Genomic DNA, 19,439 nt, shown 5'->3' with positions numbered 1-19,439 from the left:
ACGCGCGTGCGACGCGCCCGCCGCGGCGAAGCTCGCTAGGCTGGCGGTGAATTCTCCATCCGGCGTTGCCGATTGCGATCGGCGACCGTGCACGACCCCGGGACAGTGGTCCCTCGAGGCGCCGCTGTCCCCGATGCCCCGAGTGTGAGGAGAGTCGGCGCATGACCCATATGGCAAGTGCAGGCGGCGATACTTCGGCGGACAACGTCGGCAGTACCGGTGGCCGTACCGTCGCCCCGCGTTCCTACCGGCTGGCGGACGTGCCGGGCCCACTGGCCCGCGACGAGTTGACTTCGATCGACGCGTGGTGGCGCGCGGCCAACTATCTCGCCGTCGGCCAGATCTACCTGATGGCCAACCCGTTGCTGCGCGAACCGCTGCGACCCGAGCACATCAAGCCACGGCTGCTCGGACACTTCGGCACGGTGCCCGGCCTGAATCTGGTCTGGGCGCACGCCAATCGTGCGATCCGGCAGCGCGGCCTGAACGCCGTCTTCGTCGCAGGCCCCGGGCACGGCGGCCCCGGCCCGAATGCGTGCGCGTGGCTGGAGGGCACCTACTCCGAGTACTACAGCCACATCCCGCAGGACGCCGCGGGCATGGGCGCGCTGTTCCACCAGTTCTCCTTCCCCGGCGGGGTGCCGAGTCACTGCGCGCCGGAGACGCCCGGCTCCTTCCACGAGGGCGGCGAACTCGGCTACTCGCTGCTGCACGCGTTCGGCGCCGCCTTGGACAACCCCGATCTCACCGTGTTCTGCGTAGTCGGCGACGGCGAGGCGGAGACCGGACCGCTGGCTACGAGCTGGCATGCGAACAAGTTCCTCAACCCGGCCCGCGACGGCGCGGTGTTGCCGATCCTGGCGCTGAACGAGTACAAGATCGCCAACCCGACCATCTTGGCCCGTATCCCGGAAGCGGAACTGCTCGCCTTGCTGCGCGGATACGGCTACGAGCCGATCGTCGTCGCGGGCGACGACCCGGCGGCGGTCCACCAGGCGATGGCCGCGGCCGTGGACACGAGCATGGAACGCATCGGCCGGATCCAGCGCGCCGCACGCGGCGGCGCCGACGGGGCCCGGGCCACCTGGCCGATGATCGTGCTGCGCACGCCCAAGGGCTGGACCTGTCCGCCGACGGTGGACGGTGACCAGGTCGAGGGCACCTTCCGCGCGCACCAGGTCCCGCTCCCCGGCGCCCGCACCGACGCGGAGCACCGCGCGGTGCTGGAGCAGTGGCTGCGGGCCTACCGCCCGGAAGAACTATTCGACGACAGCGGCAGACCGGTGCCGGAACTGGTCGATCAGGTACCCCACGGCGATCGACGGATGAGCGCCAATCCGGTCGCCAACGGCGGCACGCTGCTGCGCGACCTGCGCTTGCCGGACTGGCGCGATGTCGGCGTCGAGGTGCCCGCGCCCGGCGCGACCCAGCACGAGGCGACCAGGGTGCTCGGTAGCTGGTTGCGGGAGGTCACCAGGAACAATCCGGACAACTTCCTCACCTTCGCGCCCGACGAACTGGCCAGCAACCGGCTACAGGACATCCTGGAGGTCACCGGCCGGGACTGGCAGGCCGAGATCGACGCACGAGACGAGAAACTCGACCGCGCCGGCCGGGTGATCGAGGTGCTGTCCGAACACATGTGCCAGGGGCTGCTGGAGGGCTATCTGCTGACCGGCAGGCACGGCGTCTTCACCTGTTACGAAGCGTTCATCCACATCGTGGACGCCATGTTCAACCAGCACGCGAAATGGCTCGACGCCAGCGCGGCGGTGCCGTGGCGGCGCCCGATTCCCAGCCTGAACTATCTGCTGTCCTCCCACGTCTGGCGCCAGGACCACAACGGCTTCACCCATCAGGACCCCGGCTTCCTGGACGTGGTGCTGAACAAGAAGGCCTCGATCGTGCGGGTGTACCTGCCGCCGGACGCCAACACCCTGCTGTCGACCTACGACCACTGCCTGCGGTCCCGGCACTACGTGAACGTGGTGGTCGCGGGCAAACAGCCACAGGCCGACTGGCTGTCGGTGACCGAAGCCGCCGAGCACTGCGCCCGCGGGATCGGCATCTGGCCGTGGGCCTGCCACCGGGACGAAGCGGGCAGCACGCCGGACGTGGTGCTCGCCTGCGCGGGCGACGTACCCACGTTGGAGACCCTGGCCGCGGCCGCGATCCTGCGCGAACGACTGCCCGACCTGCGCGTCCGGGTGATCAACGTGGTCGACCTGATGCGGTTGCAGCCGCGGGACGAGCATCCGCACGGGCTGCCCGACAGCGAGTTCGACACGCTGTTCACCCGGGACCGGCCGGTGATCTTCGCTTTCCACGGCTACCCGTGGCTGGTCCACCGGCTGACCTATCGGCGCGCCAACCACGACGGACTCCATGTGCGCGGTTACAAGGAGCGCGGCACCACGACCACTCCGTTCGACATGGTGATGCTCAACGATCTGGACCGCTACCACTTGGTGATGGACGTGATCGATCGCGTGCCGAGCCTGCGCGAGCGCGCCGCGGGGCTGCGGCAGGAGATGGTCGACGCGCGGTGGACGGCGCGAGCGTGGACCAGGGAACACGGCGAGGACATCCCGGAGGTCGCCGACTGGAGCTGGCCCTACCAGGACGCCTGAGCCCGCGGACCGGCCGTGAGCCCGCGCAGGAGTTTGTCGGTGCCACGCACCTGAGCATTGGCCGAATACGCCAGAGCCAGGAATAGCACGGTCGATCCGCAGTAGAGGCCGGCCTTTCCGTCATCATGGCCCACCAGATGCGTTATCGCGTTCACCGTGTAGACCGCGGCGATGGCGAGCGCCCATCTTCCCCAGACCACGTTCCCGCGCCGGTATGCCTGCAACCGGGGTACCCAACTACTCCGGTTCTCTCGTGGCAGCGTGCCGGCCCGTACGACGCGACTCGTCTCCTCTCGCTCGAGCAGTCGCGCGCTCCGCCCCGTTCGAGTGAGCCACATCTGGGTGAGCCAGATGCCACCGCCGACGAGCGAGCCGGCCAGAACGATCCACAAAATCACCGTGTCAGCCTCCTGGAAGAACGTCTTTCGTCCCTCCAGGATCGAACACATCGCGTTGTCGACATAGGCACCCTAGGGTGCCGCGAACGCCACTCCCACTCCGCTCGGAAAGTCATCGCTCTCGTCGGGCGGGCGCGAGTGCGGGCTGGAAAGTACGATCGACCGTATGGAAGGTGGCCAGCACACTGCCGAGATCACCGACAAGCGGCTGCTGCGCGGTGCGCGAACTCGCGCCACCGTGCTGCGGCAAGCGGTCGACATCGCCTCGCTGGACGGGTTGGAGGGCCTCAGCTTCGGCAGGCTGGCCGCGGACACCGGGTTGAGCAAGGCGGGGATCCAGACACTCTTCCGCACGAAGGAAGCACTGCAGCTGGCCGCAGTGGACCACGCGCGCGACCGGTTCGTTGCGGCGGTGGTGGAACCGGCCCGCTCCGAGCCGCACGGGGTGGCGCGCCTGCGCGTCCTGATCGAGCACTGGATGGTCTACGCCGAGGCGCCGCTGTTCGCGGGTGGATGCTTCCGTGTCGCGACCATGGCCGAGTACGACAGCAAGCCGGGGCCGGTCCGCGATGCCCTGTTCCGGGATCAGCGCGACTGGGTGCGGCTGCTGGCGCGAGAGTTGCGCGCGGCGGCGACCGCGGGCGAGATCGCCGAACTGGATGCCGATCTGGCCGCCTTCCAGATCGATGCGGTGCTCTGCGCGACCAATACCGCGCTGCGGCTCGGCGATCCGGAGGCCGCCGACCGCGCCCGCCGCATCATCGAGGGGTTCCTCGCACCGGCGTGAGCGCCTCCTATACGCCTCGGGTATGACGCGCACCGAATCGGGAAAAGCCCAGGATATTCGGAACCTTCGGACAAATTCCCCTCTCGCCTTGTATCTTGCGGACAACGCGTGCAACGCGTTTCCGTAACGATCCCCCATCCGTCGCCGTTGCCGGAGGGCGCGCAGAAGGGCGGTTCCCCATGAACCATGCAGCCGAAGCAACCGGATTGGAAATCCTAGGCGCGATACTGATGGTGGCCTGGATGGTCGTCATGTGGGCCGCCGTCGGCGTCTTGGTCGTCGCCTTGCGTAGACCGTTGCGGCCGTGGATGTTCCGCACCGCGCTCGGTGTCATCGCGCTGGGCGTGATCGCCCAGGTCGGCCACTTCCAGGAGCACGTCGCCCAGGTCGGGTACTGGATACAGCACCCGAACTCACCGGCGTGGATGACCCCGTGGGGCACCGGCTTGGCCAACGGCTTCGGTCAGGTCGACCACATGAAGCCTGCGCTGGGTATGGAACTGCTGCACCTGGTGGGCAACTTCCACTTCCTCGCCGGACTGGTCGGCATCGCCCTGGTCACCCATCACGCCTTGGAGAGCAAGGCACGCAAGTGGGGCCGCATGGGCGTGCTGATGCAGGGCATCCACGGACTCGAGCATCTCGCGCTGACCCTGACGGTCGCGTTCGGCACCGAGGCGATCGGCCTGTCGACCATCTTCGGCCTGCTCGACCCCGGCGCCGGCGCGGCGACCTACCGCATCTGGTGGCACTTCCTGGCGAACGTGATCGGCACGACCATCTTCGCCGCCGCGCTGTACTACTTGTGGCGCGAGCGCGCGGTGATCGAGGCCCCGTTCCGCGATCCCGCGGCCGCGAAGCCGAGTCGCGCGACCGCTGCCAAGGATCCGGTGGCTCCCGCCTACGCGGCGGTCACCGAAGCCTGATCGACCCGTCTCGCACGCCTGCCATGCGGTAGAGGCGTGCGGGTGTTCGACAACGACATAAGCCGTTCCGGCCAGGACCGTAGCGGCGATCCGAGAAGAAGAGGGCGTCCGCCATCCCGGCGGGCGCCCTCTTCGCGTTCAGGTTCGAATCACCATGCGCAGGGCCGCTTCCCGGCCGCAGCGGTTCGCCCGAAAAGTTTTCAGCTGCCCGCCTTGTGAGTTGCGAGCGTCACCGCTGGTCACGACGTCGACTCCGCGACGGAAGACCATCCACTGTTCCCAGGGGTGAGAAAGCGCTCGACAAGATATCGACCCGTCGATTAATGTGACGTTATCCAACGGCACGATAGATAGGGACTCGCCGATCGGACCACACCGGACCGATCCGCGATCCCGAGGTGGCGAGATGAACGGACGCGAACGATGACCGGCATCACGCCGCACCAGCGACGGACACAGACCTGGCTCGTCCGCCCGCTGATCGTGAGCGCGATTGCGGCCACGCCGGACACCCCGGCGCCGACCGAAGCGCTGGCCGGGCCCGACGCGACCGTCGCGGCACCGCGCCCCGCAGACCCGGGCCGCCACGGATACGACAGGCCGGGCTCCTCACATCCCGACGACCGGGACCGAGCCGAACGACACCGCCCCGCGGACGACACCCCCGCGACGGATGCCGCCCCGATCCCTCCGCCCCCACCTTGCGCGGCAACTCCGACCACCGACGTTCGCCGCACCGCCGCCTCGCGCACCGTGCCGCCACGCACAGCGCGAATTCCGAACGGAGACTTACGATGACCGCCAAGACCACCCCCCACGCCGCTCGGCGACTGCTCACCTGTGCCGCGATCGTCGGCGTGCTGACCGCGGGCGCCGCGGGGATCGCGGGTGCGGAGTCGCACTCGGGTCCCTCGAACCCGCGCAACGGCACCGGCGACACCAGCGGCTGGCGGCACATCGACCCCATGGGCTACCACCACCGCAACAACGATCGGCTGGATGCCGAGGAGGCCGACCAGGCCATCCGCGACTACCGCCAGCGGCAGAGCCAGGCCGCACCGGGCACCGTCACGAGCGACAACTCCAACGGCTCGAGCTGGTCGCGCGTGGCCCGCCCGGACGGCAGCGGCTACACCGTCTGCCGCCCGCAGGCCAGCTGGTGCCAGTAACCACAGGCCCAGCACCCTCCCTCGCACCCGAAACCTTCCGTGACGTCCCTCTGGACTGATCGTACCGCTACTTATCGGCACATTACTTGAAGTATCACCATCCCGGAAATCCACTCCGGCCGGGATAGCACGAAAGAGAAACTCATGATCAAGATCAACAGGCTTCGCCGGACGACCGCGTGTCACAAGCGCGGCGGCACGGCACGGACGCTCACCCTGCTGGCGGCGGCAGCGGTGGCGGCGGGCGGCCTGAGCCTCGGCGCGGGCACCGCCGAGGCTCAGGGCGCTGCCTGCCTCTGGGCCGGTGGCGCCTACGGCCAGGGCACCACGGTCGTCGCGGGGGGCTGGACCTTCGCCTGCGGAACCGACGGAATCGGCGCTCCCTACTGGCATCGCGGACACGCCGTGCGGCAGGCCAGCACCGTGCCCAACCCGGGCGCGTACGCCCACCCCGCCGGCCTGTTCAGCCCTGGCGCACGCCAGTACGGCACCGAATACAACGACTACTGCGTCGGAAGCCAGCTCATCGAAGGCTCCGAGGACGTCTACCAGGTGGTCTCGGACGGACGCGGCGCCGTGTGGTGGAAAGCCGCGGGATCGATCGACCAGTGGGCCTTCGATCCCGGCACCGGGCCGCAGCGGTCCTGGCGGTCCGCGAGCTTGTGCTACGACGGCTCCCTGACCTGACCGATCCACCGCAATCGCACGCCCGTGACCGTCTCGACGGTTACGGGCGTGTTCGCGTTCGCGCGGGCCTTCGCTCGGACTCCAGCCGGATCCGCTCGCCGAGGTGATCCGGGACGTGCCAGCTGATATCGGCCCTGGTGGCCGCGATCAGCTTCCGGCGCACCGACGCGACCTGAGCGTCGACCGTCCGGATCGAACTGCCCCTGCGCGCGGCGATGGCGCTGTTGGCCCAGCCTGCCGCGGCCAGCACGGCGACCTCGCGTTCGGCGGGCGTCAACTCGTCCCAGCGCGAGGCCGTCGACCTGACCTGCGGCCGGGGGCTCGGCAACTGGTCGGCAGGCAGTCTGCCCAGCAGCAGCAACTGCAGTTCGTCGCGTTCGGGACGCAGGCGGGCGCCGCGTTGGACCGCCGCGGCGTGGGCTTCGGCGCCGATGACCGCGGTGACCGCCGCGACGGCCTGGGCGGTGCCGCGGGCCACCAGCGTCACGCGGTCGGCGACGATGCCCATCGAGCGGTGCAGCGTCGCGATCCCGCCTTGCAGATAGGCGATCTCGGTGGCGGCGGCGCGTGCTTCGGCGCTGTCGGTGTCACCCGCTTCGATCCGGGCGGTCAACAGGTAGGTCAGCGCCATCATGCTGAAATGCGCGACCCAGCCGGCCGTCCAGGTGTCTCCCGTGGTCAGCAGCCGCTCCAGCGTGGGATGCCCGAGTCGCACCGCCTCCCGCGGATCGCCGTGCCGGGACACCGCGATCATCCAGGCCAGCTCCGCCCATGAGGTCGCCCAGCCCGCGTCGGAAGCGACGGCCCGGTCCAGATGCCTGCGTGCGGCCCCCAGCGCGACGTCCGCGGTGCCCAGGTTCGCGTAGGTGAGCGCCTCGAACAGCTCACTGCGCTGCTCTCCCGCCCGGTCTCCCAAGGCCGCGAATTTCCGGCGCGCCCTGGCCAGCACGTCGACCGCGCGCAGGTCGAGGTGGATCAGCAGCAGTTCCAGACCCCAGGTGAACTCGACCGCGGCGGGCAGGCCGACGTCGGTCGCGGTCGTGTCCCGCCAGCCGCGGCGCAGGACCGGGTCGGTCAGGCACTCCGCGGCGCATTCGTCCAGCAATTGCGCGGTGTAAGCGTGCCTGCCCTGCCAGATGGCGATCCAGCCCACCAACGCGGTCGCGTTGATCCGCAACCGGGTGGGCGGCGGCTCGACCTGCGCGGTGACTTCCAGAGCCTGTTCGGTCAGGCTGGTGATGGCGCGGTTGGATCCGGTGATGAACGGCACGCGCAACGCCATCAGCGTCGCGGCCGTCTCCAGGCCGACCACGGCCTCCTCGGGATCGGCGAGACTGGTTTCCACGGCGATGAGGATGTTGTCCCAGGCCGCCCGCGCCCACGCGATCCACTCCTGCTCGCGCGGGCCATACCAGGTAGCCGGGCCCGCGGCGACCCGGTCCCGGTAGTGCCGCCGGTGCCGGGCGAGCAGGCGCGCCTGGTCCAGGTGGTCGCCGCGCGTGGCCAGGCGGTCGCGCACGAACACCCGGACGCTCTCCAACAGGTAGTAGCGGACCGTGGCCGCGGTGATGTGAGCCGAGAGCAGCGAGCGTTCGACCAGGCGCTCCAGCAGCCCGCCGATTTCCTCCGCGGGCAGCGCCGCGTCCGCGCAGACCGTCACGATCGCGTCGAGTTCGGCTCCGCCGGAAGGGGTTTCGTCGTCGTCGGCATCGCATCCGGTGGCGAACACCGACAAGCGGTCCAGCAACAGTTGTTCCGGCGCGGTGCACAGACCGTAGGACCAGGCGATCACGTCGCGCACGCTGCGGTGCCGTTCCCCCACGCCACCTCGGGCGCCGTGCGTCCACTGCAGGCGACGATCGTCGAGGTCGCCGGAGAGCTCGCGCAACACGATCGCGGGTGGCCGGTGCAGCAGCCGCGCCGCGGCCAGACGGATGAACAGCGGATTGTTGTCCACGTGCCCGCAGATGCGCGTGGCGATGGCGAGCTGCCCGGGGTCCTCGGGAATCGGCCTGCCGGTGCGCTCGGCTCGCCGCCGGAACAGTTCGAGGGCGTGCACGCTGGCCAGCGGCGGCACGGTCACCAGATGCTCATCGATCCAGCCGACCGGCTCCCGGCTGGTCGCGACGATGGTCAACCCGGGGACCGCCTGGAGCAGGCCGACGATGAGCGGGCCCACGCCGCCCAGCACGTGTTCGCAGTTGTCCAGCACCAGGATGGTCCGGTGGGTCTCGTCGTCGGTGGCGCCCTCGGTGAAGGTCGCCACCAAGCCGTCCCAGGCGGAGCGGCCCGCGATGCCGTTCTTCGCGACGGACAGCAGGACCTCCTCGGCCACCGCCCCGGTCTCCACGCCGGCCGCGAGCCGGGCCAGGCGGGTCCAGTAGACCGCGTGCCGTGCCGCGCCGCGATACCGCCGCACGGCTTCGACCGCCAGCGTCGTCTTGCCGATGCCGCCGGGCCCGACCAAGGTGATCAACCGGGCGCTCGACGAATTCAGTAGGGCATCGATCTGCCGCAGTTCGGCATGCCTTCCCACGAACTCACCGGGCGCGGCGGGGCCATTGCCGCCACCACTGTTCACCTCCGACATGCCGACACACCTACCGATCCGGAAAAACACCGCTCGGGCAGCCTAATGGGCACGGCCGGGCTGCAGGGTTCGCAATGGCAATGGAGAGACAGCCGTCTACCGATCCCTGGTCACCCCTCGGCGGCGACGGCTGGGCCGCCGCTCGGATTCGTACCGGACCCGAGCGGCGAGCTCGTCGGGAATGTGGCCTGCGATGTCGGCGCGGGAAGCGATCATGAGCTTCTGCCGGATGGCGGCGACCTGGGCGTCGACGGTCCGGACGGAGCTGCGCCGAGCGCCGGCGATGGCGCTGTTGGGCCAGCCCGCCGCAGCGAAGACCGCGACATCGCGTTCGGCCTCCGACAGATCGCTCCAGCGCGAGCCGGGCCGCCGCGACACCGGCCGGGAAGCGACCGGGCGGTCCGGCCGCCGGGCGGGCGACGCCGGATCCGCGGTGGGACACCACAGCGCGTCCAGCTCGGGACGCAGCCGCGTCCTGCGTTCGGCGGAGGCGTAGGCCCGGTCGCCGAGCACCGCGCGGGAGACCTCGACGGCGCGGCGGATCTCGGCGGCGACCAGCGGAACACGGTCGACGACGATGCCCATCGAACGCTGCCGGGTCTTGAAACTGCCCATCAGGTAAGCGATCTCCGTCGCGGCGTCGGCGGCCGCGGCGCGCTCACCACCCTCCGCCCGCTCGGCGACGACCTGGGCCAGCGCGACGATGTGCGCGCCCACCGCCCAGCTGGCCGTCCAGGTGTCCTGCTCGCAGCGGTGGCGGGTGAGGACGCCCTGGGTCAGGGTCAGCGCCTCTGCGGCGGACCCGTGCTTGGCCAGCGCCACCGCGCGCGCGATCTCCGCCCACGCTCTCGACAATGTCGATCCGGACGACACCGAACGCGCCAGGAACCGGGCGGTGTTCTCCAGCGCCTGCCGCCGGTCGCCGACGAGAGCCGAGCAGAACGCCACGAACACGTCACTGCGCTCGGCGCCGATGCGATCACCCTGCACGGCGAACTTCCGCCGGGCACGGGTGAGGACGGTGATGGCGCGCGCGTCGCCACGCACGAGCATCAGCTCGAGTCCCCACATCCACTCCACCGGGGCGGGCAGCCCGAAATCGATGTCGGTGTAGCGCGGTCCCGCATCAGAGGGAAGCGGGGCGCGGTCGGCGAGCAGCTGCGGAATGTGATCGGCGCGGCCTTGCCACAACGAGATCCAGCCGAGCAGTGCGGTGGCGAGATCGGCGAGCTCGGACGGACCGAGTCCGGCCGCCCGGGTGACTTCCAGGGCGCGCTCGGTCAAGCGGGTCAGCGCGCCCGCGCCGGACTTGACGTAGGGCACCTTCATCGACAGCAGGACGGTGGCGGTCTCCAGCGCTACCACGGCCTCCGCCGGGTCGGCCAAGCCGGATTCTATGCCGAGCACGATGTCGTTCCAGGCCGACTGCGCCCACGCCAGCCAGGCCTGGTCCTGCGGGCCGAGCCAGATGGCCTGTCCGGCGACCACCCTGTCCCGGAAGTACCGGCGGTGCCGGGCGGCCAGGCGGTCGAATTCCGCGCGGTCACGACGGCGCAGCCGGTCGCGGGCGAACACCCGGACGCTTTCCACCAGGTACCAGCTGACCGTGGTCGCGGTGAGATGCACCGACAGCAGCGACTGTTCGGTGAGCCGCTCCAGCAGGTGTTCGATCTCGCGCGGGGGCAGGATATCGTCGGCGCACACCGCGATCGCGGCGTCGAGTTCGATGGCGCCGCGCAGCGACTCGTCGTCGGTCTCGTATCCGGCGGCGAAGACCGACAGCCGCTCCAGCAGTAATTGCTCGGGCGGGCTGCACAGCGCGAAAGACCAGGCGACCACGTCGTAGACACCGCGGTGGCGCTGTTCGGCGCCCGCCCGGGCCCCGTGGGTCCAGTGCAGGCGTTTGTCGTCCGCGTCGCCGCTGAGCTCGCGCAGCACCATGACCGGTGGCTGATGCCGCAGGCGCGCCGCGGCCAACCGGATGAACAGCGGGTTGTGGTCGACCCGGCGGCAGATCCGCGCGGCGACGGCGGTCTGCTCCCGCTCGTCCGGGATCGCCCGTCCGATGAGTTCGGCGCGCTGCCGGAACAACTCGAGCGACTGCCGCGGCGAGAGCGGGGGGACGGCAAGGAGGTATTCGTCGACCCAGCCGATCGGTTCGCGGCTGGTGGCCAGGATGGTCAGCCCGGGGGCGGCCTCGAGCAACTCGGCGATCATCGCCGCGACCGCGCCGAGCAGGTGTTCGCAGTTGTCCAGCACCAGGACCGCGCGCTCGACGGAACGGTCACCGCTGGTGAAGGTGCGTACCAGTGCGGCGCGGGTCGGTGGCGAACTCGGGTCGGTGCGCACGGCCGACTGCATCACGTCCTGCGCGGTGGCGGTGCTGTCGGCTTCCAGCGCGGCCAGCCGCGCCCAGTACACCGGCCTGCGCCTGGCCGGCGCGCCGCGGCGCAGCGCCTCCGCGGCTAGTCGCGTCTTGCCGATCCCGCCCGGGCCGACCAGGGTGATCAGGCGGGCGTCGCCGTCCAGCAGCGCGCCCAGCCGGTCCAATTCGGTTTCCCGGCCGATGAATTCACTGGTGGATGCAGGCAGCACGTCGCCACGTGCCTGAACCAGGGACATAAAACGAAAGTTAGCCGACGACGCGGCAACGCGCTCGGCAATCAGAGGTTACATCGAGGTCAAGCCCCTGCTTTTGCGGGCGGCCCGCTCCTTTTCGCGTAGGTTGCTACCCGGTGTGGGCCATCTGCTGATAGTGCATCTGGACCACCGCGCTGTCGAAGGTCATCACGTCGACCAGTTGCAGCCCCGACACCACCGCGGGCGTCGGGAACAGCGGGATCCCGCCGCCGAGCAGGATGGGATGCACGAACAACCGGTACTCATCGATCAGGTCGTGCTTCATGAACGCCGACGCCGTCTCGGCGCCGCCGAACAGGACCATGTCGCAGCCCGGCTGCGCGCGCAACGCCGCGATCTCCTCGACGAGATCGTCCCTGACCACGCGGGTGTTCCAGCCCGCGGTGGCCAGCGTGCGGGAGAAGACCAGTTTGGGCGTCTGTTTCCAGCACCGCGCGAAATCCACGTAGAACTCCGAGATCGCCGGGTCCACGTCCGCGGTCGGCCAGAACGACGCCATGATCTCGTAGGTCTTGCGACCGTAGAGGAACAGGTCGGCCGAGCGTAATTCGTCCAGGAACGACTCGCACAGTTCCTCGTCCACCACCGGCCAGTGGACTTCCTGATCCGGCCCCTCCGCGAAGCCGTCGAGCGACATCTGCATCCACAGTGTCACGGTTCCCATGTGCCCACACCCATCTGCTGCCCTTGTGTGACAGTCAGATTGTCGGGGAGAGCGACACTTCGGCGCATCGGTAGGTGGCCGCGAGACATACTTAAGTAGACGACCGTAGGTACCTTCGCTGAACTGCGAGTGCGCGCGGCGGATGACACCAATATACCGCTGATCAACGGCACGTTACTGCTACGTATCTCCAATAATGGGAATCTGAAACAGAGATACTTCCGGGCGCCCCGGCCGCACGGCGCCGGCCGATCAGGGCTCCGGCAAAGTCTCCGAGAGCTCGGTGTCCTGACCGAGATACCTTGCAACCAGCTGGTTTACCAGTTCCGCCGCGGAGTCGGCCGGGATCGCCCTGGTTTCCTCCAGTCGCTGCGCGAGTTCGGCGACCTGCGCCGGACCGCGATCGGAATCCTGGAACGACGCCCAGGCGGTCCGCCGGAACAGGTCCACGTAGCGGCGGGCGATCCGGTCCGCGTCGGCGCGCAGCTTCTCCAGCTCGCCGAGCGCCTCGTCGGCCGGGATGCCCGCGGCCGCCATGCGATCGAGGCTGTGCGCCAGCCTGCGATCGGCGATCCGATAGTTCGCCGCGTCGACGGGTTCGTACAGACCCGCGGTGACGACCCGCGCCAGACCGTTGGGCACGTCGCGATAGCGCTCGGCGAGTTCGGTCGCCGCGATCGTGTCACCGGCGTCGGCGGTGACCGTCTCGTCCGCGCCGGGCTCGACCACACCGAGAATGTCCCCCAGGTCGTCACCCCGGTCCCAGGCGTTGAGCAATTCCTTGATGCCGTTGAGCTTGATCCCACGATCGAGCAACCTGCTGATGGTCCGCACCCGGTTGAGATGGTCGGCGCCGTAGAACCCGGTACGCCCCTTGACCTGCGGGGGCGGCAGCACACCGCGTTCGTGGTAAACGCGCAGGCTGCGCACGGTCGTACCGGCCTCCCGCGCCAGCTCGTCGATCGTGTACTCCACACCCGCAGTCATACCTCAAGGAAACCACATCGCAACACGGGACGACCGCCGGTGCACGGCCATTGTCCGGGCGACCGACCGGTCTCTAGCAACAAACTAGCAAACAGGATCTGGGGACGCTCGATCCGCCCTGCGAGACGCGCCCGCCGACGGCCCTTCCCGCCGCTGGAAATCCACTCGATGCCCCGCTCCGGCGCTGCGCCTATCCTTCCGGCATGGGTGAATCAGCGGGCCCCCCGGCCAGTCTCGCCGACCGCGAGCGCGCGATGCGCGAGCTGACCCACCACCTGGGCGCGGGCCGACTGAGCCTGACCGAGTTCGACGAACTCAGTGCGGCCGTCGCCGCCGCGACCAGCAAGAGTCAGCTGGCCGAGTTGTTCGCCGAACTCCCGGGCAGCATCCCGCCCGCACCCGAGGTCATCCCGGTCAACCCCCTGCCCCGTCTGGTCGTCCTGGCCGGGGCGGCAGTGACCTTCTCCGTCGTGCTCGCGGTGACCACCGGCAATTGGCTGTGGCTGCTGGTGATCCTGGCCGCGCCGGCGCTTTTCATGCTGACCGCGCGCACTACCTGAGGCCGGTCACCACCTCGACTTCGGCCGCACGTAGTTGGCCAGGTCGACCAGCCGGTAGCGGTGCAGACGATGCGGGGCGATCCGCGCGAGCGCCCGCAGGCTGGACTCGAGCCCGCGCTGCAGCCCCATGGTCGTGAAGGGGAAACCGAGCAGGGTCGCCTCCGGCTCGGCCGCCTGGCCGCCCGCCCGTACCCACTCCAGCGCCGCGCCCACCACGATGACCTGCAGTTGCAGCGCCCGCGGTTCGTCCGGCGCCGCGTCCAGTCGCGCCGCCGCCTCCAGCAGGTCGGCTTCGGTGGTCTCCGGAATCGGTTGCGAGACCAGCAGCAGACATCCGGTCATCCGCGCCACGCTCTGATACCGCGACGCCTCCGGCACCTGATCCAGCACCTCCACGGCCTCCAGCAACCCACCGTCGGCGGCGAGCCTGCGGGCCAAGCCGAAGGCCGCGCTCACCATGCCGTGGTTGGTCCGCCAGACCGTGCGGTAGTACTCCTCTGCGAGCCGATTCCAGTGGTCGCCCGCGGCGTCCCCGAGATGCTGGAGGGTGAGTTCCGCGGTGGCCGCCAGGGCGAGCGCCGGGGCGATCTCGCCGGGCAGCATGCTGTGCACCAGATCGAAGTACTCGTAGGCGCGCTCGAACTGTCCGTCCAGCAGCGCGGCGACGGCGGAATACCACTCGAGGCGCCAGTCCATGCCGTAGTCGGGCCGCAGATCGGCGAGCCGATCGCAGGCGGGCACCACTTCGCCCAGGTCGAGGTGCGCGCGCACCGCGGTCAGCGTGCCCTCCAGTTCGAACGTCTCCGGCTCCGGGATCGTCCCGGAGACGATCCGGTCGGCGGTACGGCGCAGTGCGTCCAGTGCGTGCCTGGGATCGCCGTGCAGCAGCGTGGAGAGCAGGTCGGCGCTCGGGTCTTCGCCGTCGATCAGCGGAACCGGCAGGGCCGCGACCACGCTGGGCGCGTCGAGGGCGGGCAGGCGATGCCGTCCGTCGGTCATACCGTCGGTCTGCCCGATCAACGTCTCGATGCCGAAATCTCCGCGCATGGCGCCGAACTCGAGCGACGACTGCGGATGTTCCTTACCGGTGTCGTAGGCGAGCACCATACGCAGGACGCCGGCGAGCTGGCCGTACATCGCGTAGGCGGTCGGGAAGCGGCGCCGCGGATCCGGATCGGTCGCGCGGCGCAGCAGGCGGTGCAACGCCGGATATTCCCGCAGCAGCGGCTCATCCTCGGGCGACGGTATACCGGGCAGCTGGTGCCCGTTGGCGTTCTTGGGCATGTCCAGCACCAAGGCGGCCAGCGTCCGTCCGACGGTGTAGATGTCCGAGGCGACCGTCGGGCCGGTCTCGGTGATCTCGGGCGCTTGGAAACCCGGGGTGCCGTAGATGCTGCCGTAGGACTCCATGGCGGCGACCGCGCCGAGGTCGATCAGCTTGACCTCGTCCTCGCTGACCATGATGTTGTCGGGCTTGAGGTCGTTGTAGGCCAAGCCGAACGAGTGCAGATAGTCCAGCGCGGGCAGGATCTCCATCATGAAGGCGATCGCCTCGGAGACCGGAATGCGTTCCGGCGCACGCAGATCCAGCATCTTTTTCAGCGAGCGTCCACCGACGTACTCCATGACGATGTAGCCGTCGGCCACGTCGCGCCCGGAACGGTGCTTGACGAAGTTGTGGATCTTGACGATGCCGGGATAGGCCACCTCGGAGAGGAATTGGCGTTCGGCGAGGGCGACCACGTGCGCCTCGAAGTCCAGCGGGTTCTGCAACCCTTTCAGCACCACCCAGCGGTCACTCACGTTGCGGTCGACCGCGAGGTAGATCCATCCGAGCCCGCCGTGGGCCAGACAGCCCTGGACTTCGTACTGGTCGGCGACCATCTCCCCCGGCTGGAGCGAGGGCCGGAAGTTGAACGGCGAGGCGCATCGGCCGCACTCGCCCTCCACGGCGCCGGACCCCGTGTCGGTGGTGCGGCCGACCGGCTGCTGACATTTCCAGCAGAACCGTTTGTGCTCCGGCACTTCCGGGTTCTGCATGACCGCGGTGCGCGGATCGAGCGGGCTCACCTTGGGCATGGACACCAGACCGCCGCCCAGTCTTCGCACGCTCGGCCGCGAGCGCGCGCTGCGCCCGGAACCGGGTTCGGACTCGAGTTGGCCGAGCAGCAACTCGGCGGTGCCGATGGTGTGCTCAGCGGCGATGTCCGGGCCGGTCGCCGGTTCGACGTCGCTCGGAGCCGAGTCGACGGCCACGGCACGCGGTTTCTCGACGTACCGCGGTGTCGACCACGGGTTGGGTAGTCGCGGGGGCACCTCGGTTTTGAGCAGGTGCCGAGTTGCCCAGGGGTGGGAAGTTCGCCGAGGCACGTCGGTGCCGCGCATTCGCCGATTCGCCCATGGATGCGCAAGTGGACGGTCGGATGCGCTGGGGTGCTCCGGCATACGAACCTCTCAGACCCGCAGTTGAATCGCGGTTTCATTCTGGTCCGCCGCCTGTCGATGCGCGCGAGTATTGTTCCCGACATTGGGAATAGATCCGCCCCGGGCGTACGGCCCGGGGCGGATACTACTTCACTCTTCGTCGGGCTTGTCGAGGATCACCACGGTGTTGTCGCTGCTCGTCGCGCGGCGCTGGGGCCGCTCGGCCAGGACCGGGAACTGGCCGGTGATGCCCTGGCGGATCTCCGCGATCTGCAGCACTCGCTTGCGGGCGAGGAACCAGCCACCGACGAGCGCGGGAACCATGATGACGATCATCGCGATCACCGCACCACGCTGCACGTGGTCGTCGCTGAACGCCATCAGCACGACCACGGTCGCCAGGAACACCAGCGTGGCGAAGCTCGTGTACGGAGCGCCGATCAACCGGAACGACGGCCGTTCCACGCGGCCGGTGCGCGACCAGCGCCACAGCTGCAGCTGGCAGACCACGATCGCGGTCCACGCGAAGATGGTGCCCAGCGCGGACATGTTCAGCACGATCTCGAAGGCCTGCTCCGGCACCACCGCGTTCAGGCCGACGCCGATCAGCGCGACCGCACCGGTGGCCAGGATGCCGACGTAGGGCACGCCGCCGCCGGACATCCGCGCCGCGATGGTGGGCGCGCTGCCGTTCATCGACATCGAACGCAGGATGCGGCCGGTCGAGTAGAGGCCCGCGTTCAGGCTGGAGAACGCCGCGGTGAGCACGACGAGGTTCATCACCGAACCGGCGCCGTCCACGCCGAGCCGGGAGAAGAACGTGACGAAGGGGCTCTCACCGTTCTTGAACGCGGTGTAGGGCAGCAGCAGCGCGAGCAGGACCAGCGAACCCACGTAGAACAGCGCGATCCGGGCGATCACGGAGTTGATCGCGCGCGGCATGATCTTCTCCGGGTTCTCCGCCTCACCGGCCGCGGTGCCGACCAGTTCCACGGCGGCGTAGGCGAATACGACACCGGTGGTGACCAGGACCAGCGGAAGGAGTCCGGACGGGAACAGCCCGCCGTTGTCCGAGATGACACTCGGGCCGGTGACCTGCCCGTCGACCTTGAAGCGGCCCGCGAGGAACACCGTGCCGATGATCAGGAAGGCGACCAGCGCGATCACCTTGATCAGCGCGGCCCAGAACTCGAGCTCACCGAACCACTTGACCGAGACGAGGTTGATGCTCACCACGACGGCCAGGGAGACCAGGGCGATCAGCCACTGTGGTATCGCCTCGAACGCTCCCCAGTAATGGACATATGTCGCGATGGCGGTGATGTCTACGATCCCGGTCATGCACCAGTGGAAGAAGTACATCCACCCGACGGCGAATGCCAGCTTCTCGCCGTAGAACTCACGGGCGTAGGAGACGAACGATCCCGAGGAGGGGCGATGCAGCACCAGCTCACCGAGCGCCCGCAGGATGAAGAACACGAACACGCCGCAGATGGCGTACACGATGAAGAGCCCTGGTCCCGCACTGGCCAGCCGGCCACCCGCACCGAGGAACAACCCGGTGCCGATCGCACCACCGATCGCGATCATCTGCAGCTGACGCGGGCGCAGCGACTTGTGGTAGCCCGAGTCCTCGTCTTCGAGCGCGGCAGCCTGCGCGGGCGCGTCCGCGGGTGGTCGAACTGTGGTCATGTCGATGGCCTTTCAGGTGACGGCGATCATAACTTCGCTCAATGTACCGTTAGATAGCGGCACGTTCAATAGCGATTCGCACCTTGTAACACGCTGGACATCAAAGACTTTGACAAAAGGGCGCCCGAGCAGCGGCGATACCGAACTTATTCGTTGAACGTACCACCGGTTATCGGTACGCTCGATGAGATATACCGGATGAGGGAGCGCAGATGGCCTGGTTCGAGCGGGAGTTCGTCGCGGTCCCGGAGGACCGCAAGAATCAGCTGGTCTACAAGTGGCCGGATGTCAACATTCGCCGCTACACCCGTGCGATGGTCAACGCAGACCAGCTCGCCCTCTTCGTCAAGTCCGGGCAAGTGGTCGGCGCGATGGGCCCGGGACGCCACCGCATCGACGCCGACGAGCTGCCGGTGCTCGGCGCGCTCGTCGACACCGTCACCGGCGGCAACTACTACCGGGCCGAGCTGTATTTCGTCTCCACGAGAGAGTTCCCCGGGATTCGCTTCGGCGGGCGGCTGGCCGACATCCTCGACCCGGTCAGCGAGCAGGTGGTGACGCTGCGGGTCTTCGGCGAGTTCGCACTCACCGTCCGCGATCCGGCCGAGCTGATCACCGCGCTGGCGGGCACCGCCGATCTCACCGATCAGGACCGAGTACAGAGCTGGTGCGCCGACCTGCTCCTCAAGTCGATGAAAATTGCCGTCACGCAGGGTATCTCGCGCGGCGACTGGCAGGTGCTCGGCCTCTCGGCGCAGCTGCAGCCGATCGAGAGCGCGGTACTGCGCCAGACCAACACCGCACTGTACGAATATGGGTTGCGGATTCCACGGCTGGGCAACTTCGACATCAGTCTGGCGCCGGAGGACGCCGACCGGCTGAAGCGACTCGCCAAAGACGTCAAGTACATCCGTCTCACCGGAGACTTCCAGCGCTACGCCGCGGGCGAACTCGCGCTCGGTGCGAGCCAAGGTTTCGCGCACGGTCACCACCACGGCGCCGAAGGTGGGTTCCTCGGCGCGGCATTGAGTTTGAGCGCCATCGGCCAGCACGTCGGCGGCCCCTCCCCCGCGCCGCCGCCTGCCACCGCACCGGAAACGGGCCAAACCGCTTGTACCGCTTGCCAGACCGCAAATCCGGCGGGCGCCAAATTCTGCATGAACTGTGGAGCGCGCCTGACGCCGCAGCCGCGGCACTGCCCGAGCTGCGGCGCGGAATCGAGTCCCAACGCCAAGTTCTGCGGTGACTGCGGAACGCCGATGTCCGGAGGCTGACGCCGAGCGCG

At 68.9% G+C, this 19,439-nt stretch carries 14 protein-coding genes; 7 read left to right on the top strand and 7 right to left on the bottom strand.

Annotated elements, in window-relative coordinates; all coding sequences use genetic code 11:
* The first annotated feature begins 161 nt into the window (after window positions 1-161).
* Complete coding sequence (locus tag ON19_RS07920) at window positions 162-2,630, top strand: phosphoketolase family protein (RefSeq protein WP_174377674.1); 2,469 nt, start codon at window positions 162-164, stop codon at window positions 2,628-2,630.
* On the opposite strand, the gene ON19_RS07915 is transcribed toward ON19_RS07920, so the two are convergent.
* On the bottom strand, window positions 2,615-3,028 hold the full coding sequence (locus tag ON19_RS07915; RefSeq protein ID WP_157229622.1) for a hypothetical protein: 414 nt from the start codon (window positions 3,026-3,028) through the stop codon (window positions 2,615-2,617). The genes ON19_RS07920 and ON19_RS07915 overlap by 16 nt on opposite strands.
* Before the next feature lie 166 nt (window positions 3,029-3,194).
* Between ON19_RS07915 and ON19_RS07910 the strand changes: the two genes are divergently transcribed.
* The 4 genes from ON19_RS07910 (at window position 3,195) to ON19_RS07890 (ending at window position 6,597) form a co-directional block, all read left to right on the top strand.
* Window positions 3,195-3,815 carry a TetR/AcrR family transcriptional regulator gene (locus tag ON19_RS07910; protein ID WP_043688614.1) on the top strand — a complete coding sequence of 207 codons (621 nt, stop codon included), beginning with the start codon at window positions 3,195-3,197 and terminating at the stop codon, window positions 3,813-3,815.
* A gap of 179 nt (window positions 3,816-3,994) precedes the next feature.
* The gene (locus ON19_RS07905) at window positions 3,995-4,741 is read left to right on the top strand and encodes a DUF6008 family protein (RefSeq protein WP_043688613.1); all 747 of its coding nucleotides are present in this window, start codon (window positions 3,995-3,997) and stop codon (window positions 4,739-4,741) included.
* A gap of 794 nt (window positions 4,742-5,535) precedes the next feature.
* Complete coding sequence (locus ON19_RS07895; RefSeq protein WP_043688611.1) at window positions 5,536-5,910, top strand: hypothetical protein; 375 nt, start codon at window positions 5,536-5,538, stop codon at window positions 5,908-5,910.
* Between the two features lie 144 nt (window positions 5,911-6,054).
* A complete protein-coding gene (locus ON19_RS07890) occupies window positions 6,055-6,597 on the top strand; it encodes a hypothetical protein (RefSeq protein WP_043688610.1) in 543 nt (180 codons plus the stop codon).
* Between the two features lie 40 nt (window positions 6,598-6,637).
* Here ON19_RS07890 and ON19_RS44390 read toward each other — a convergent pair whose 3' ends face one another.
* The 4 genes from ON19_RS44390 to ON19_RS07870 all read right to left on the bottom strand — a co-directional run bounded on the left by ON19_RS44390 (window position 6,638) and on the right by ON19_RS07870 (window position 13,478).
* The gene (locus ON19_RS44390; RefSeq protein ID WP_043688609.1) at window positions 6,638-9,187 is read right to left on the bottom strand and encodes an ATP-binding protein; all 2,550 of its coding nucleotides are present in this window, start codon (window positions 9,185-9,187) and stop codon (window positions 6,638-6,640) included.
* A gap of 96 nt (window positions 9,188-9,283) precedes the next feature.
* A complete protein-coding gene (locus tag ON19_RS07880; RefSeq protein WP_043688608.1) occupies window positions 9,284-11,809 on the bottom strand; it encodes an ATP-binding protein in 2,526 nt (841 codons plus the stop codon).
* 106 nt (window positions 11,810-11,915) lie between these two features.
* On the bottom strand, window positions 11,916-12,491 hold the full coding sequence (locus ON19_RS07875; RefSeq protein WP_043688607.1) for a dihydrofolate reductase family protein: 576 nt from the start codon (window positions 12,489-12,491) through the stop codon (window positions 11,916-11,918).
* 252 nt (window positions 12,492-12,743) lie between these two features.
* Complete coding sequence (locus ON19_RS07870; RefSeq protein ID WP_043688606.1) at window positions 12,744-13,478, bottom strand: MerR family transcriptional regulator; 735 nt, start codon at window positions 13,476-13,478, stop codon at window positions 12,744-12,746.
* A 203-nt stretch (window positions 13,479-13,681) separates the two neighbouring features.
* Here ON19_RS07870 and ON19_RS07865 point away from each other — a divergent pair, with 203 nt between their 5' ends.
* Complete coding sequence (locus ON19_RS07865; protein ID WP_043688605.1) at window positions 13,682-14,038, top strand: DUF1707 SHOCT-like domain-containing protein; 357 nt, start codon at window positions 13,682-13,684, stop codon at window positions 14,036-14,038.
* 6 nt (window positions 14,039-14,044) lie between these two features.
* Here the strand turns inward: ON19_RS07865 and ON19_RS07860 are convergent, their stop codons facing one another.
* Both ON19_RS07860 and ON19_RS07855 read right to left on the bottom strand, forming a co-directional pair.
* Window positions 14,045-16,483: a serine/threonine-protein kinase gene (locus tag ON19_RS07860; protein ID WP_043688604.1), complete on the bottom strand. Its 2,439-nt coding sequence runs from the start codon at window positions 16,481-16,483 to the stop codon at window positions 14,045-14,047.
* A 129-nt stretch (window positions 16,484-16,612) separates the two neighbouring features.
* Window positions 16,613-18,154, bottom strand: coding sequence for an amino acid permease (locus ON19_RS07855; RefSeq protein WP_043688603.1), 1,542 nt, complete (start codon window positions 18,152-18,154; stop codon window positions 16,613-16,615).
* A gap of 212 nt (window positions 18,155-18,366) precedes the next feature.
* Here ON19_RS07855 and ON19_RS07850 point away from each other — a divergent pair, with 212 nt between their 5' ends.
* Entirely contained in the window at window positions 18,367-19,428 is a 1,062-nt protein-coding gene (locus ON19_RS07850; RefSeq protein WP_043688602.1) for an SPFH domain-containing protein, read from the top strand.
* The last annotated feature ends 11 nt before the right edge of the window (window positions 19,429-19,439 follow it).

The sequence above is a fragment of the Nocardia abscessus NBRC 100374 genome (genome assembly GCF_000308455.1).
Taxonomy (GTDB): domain Bacteria; phylum Actinomycetota; class Actinomycetes; order Mycobacteriales; family Mycobacteriaceae; genus Nocardia; species Nocardia abscessus.
This window is presented reverse-complemented; position numbering and strand designations above follow the sequence as displayed.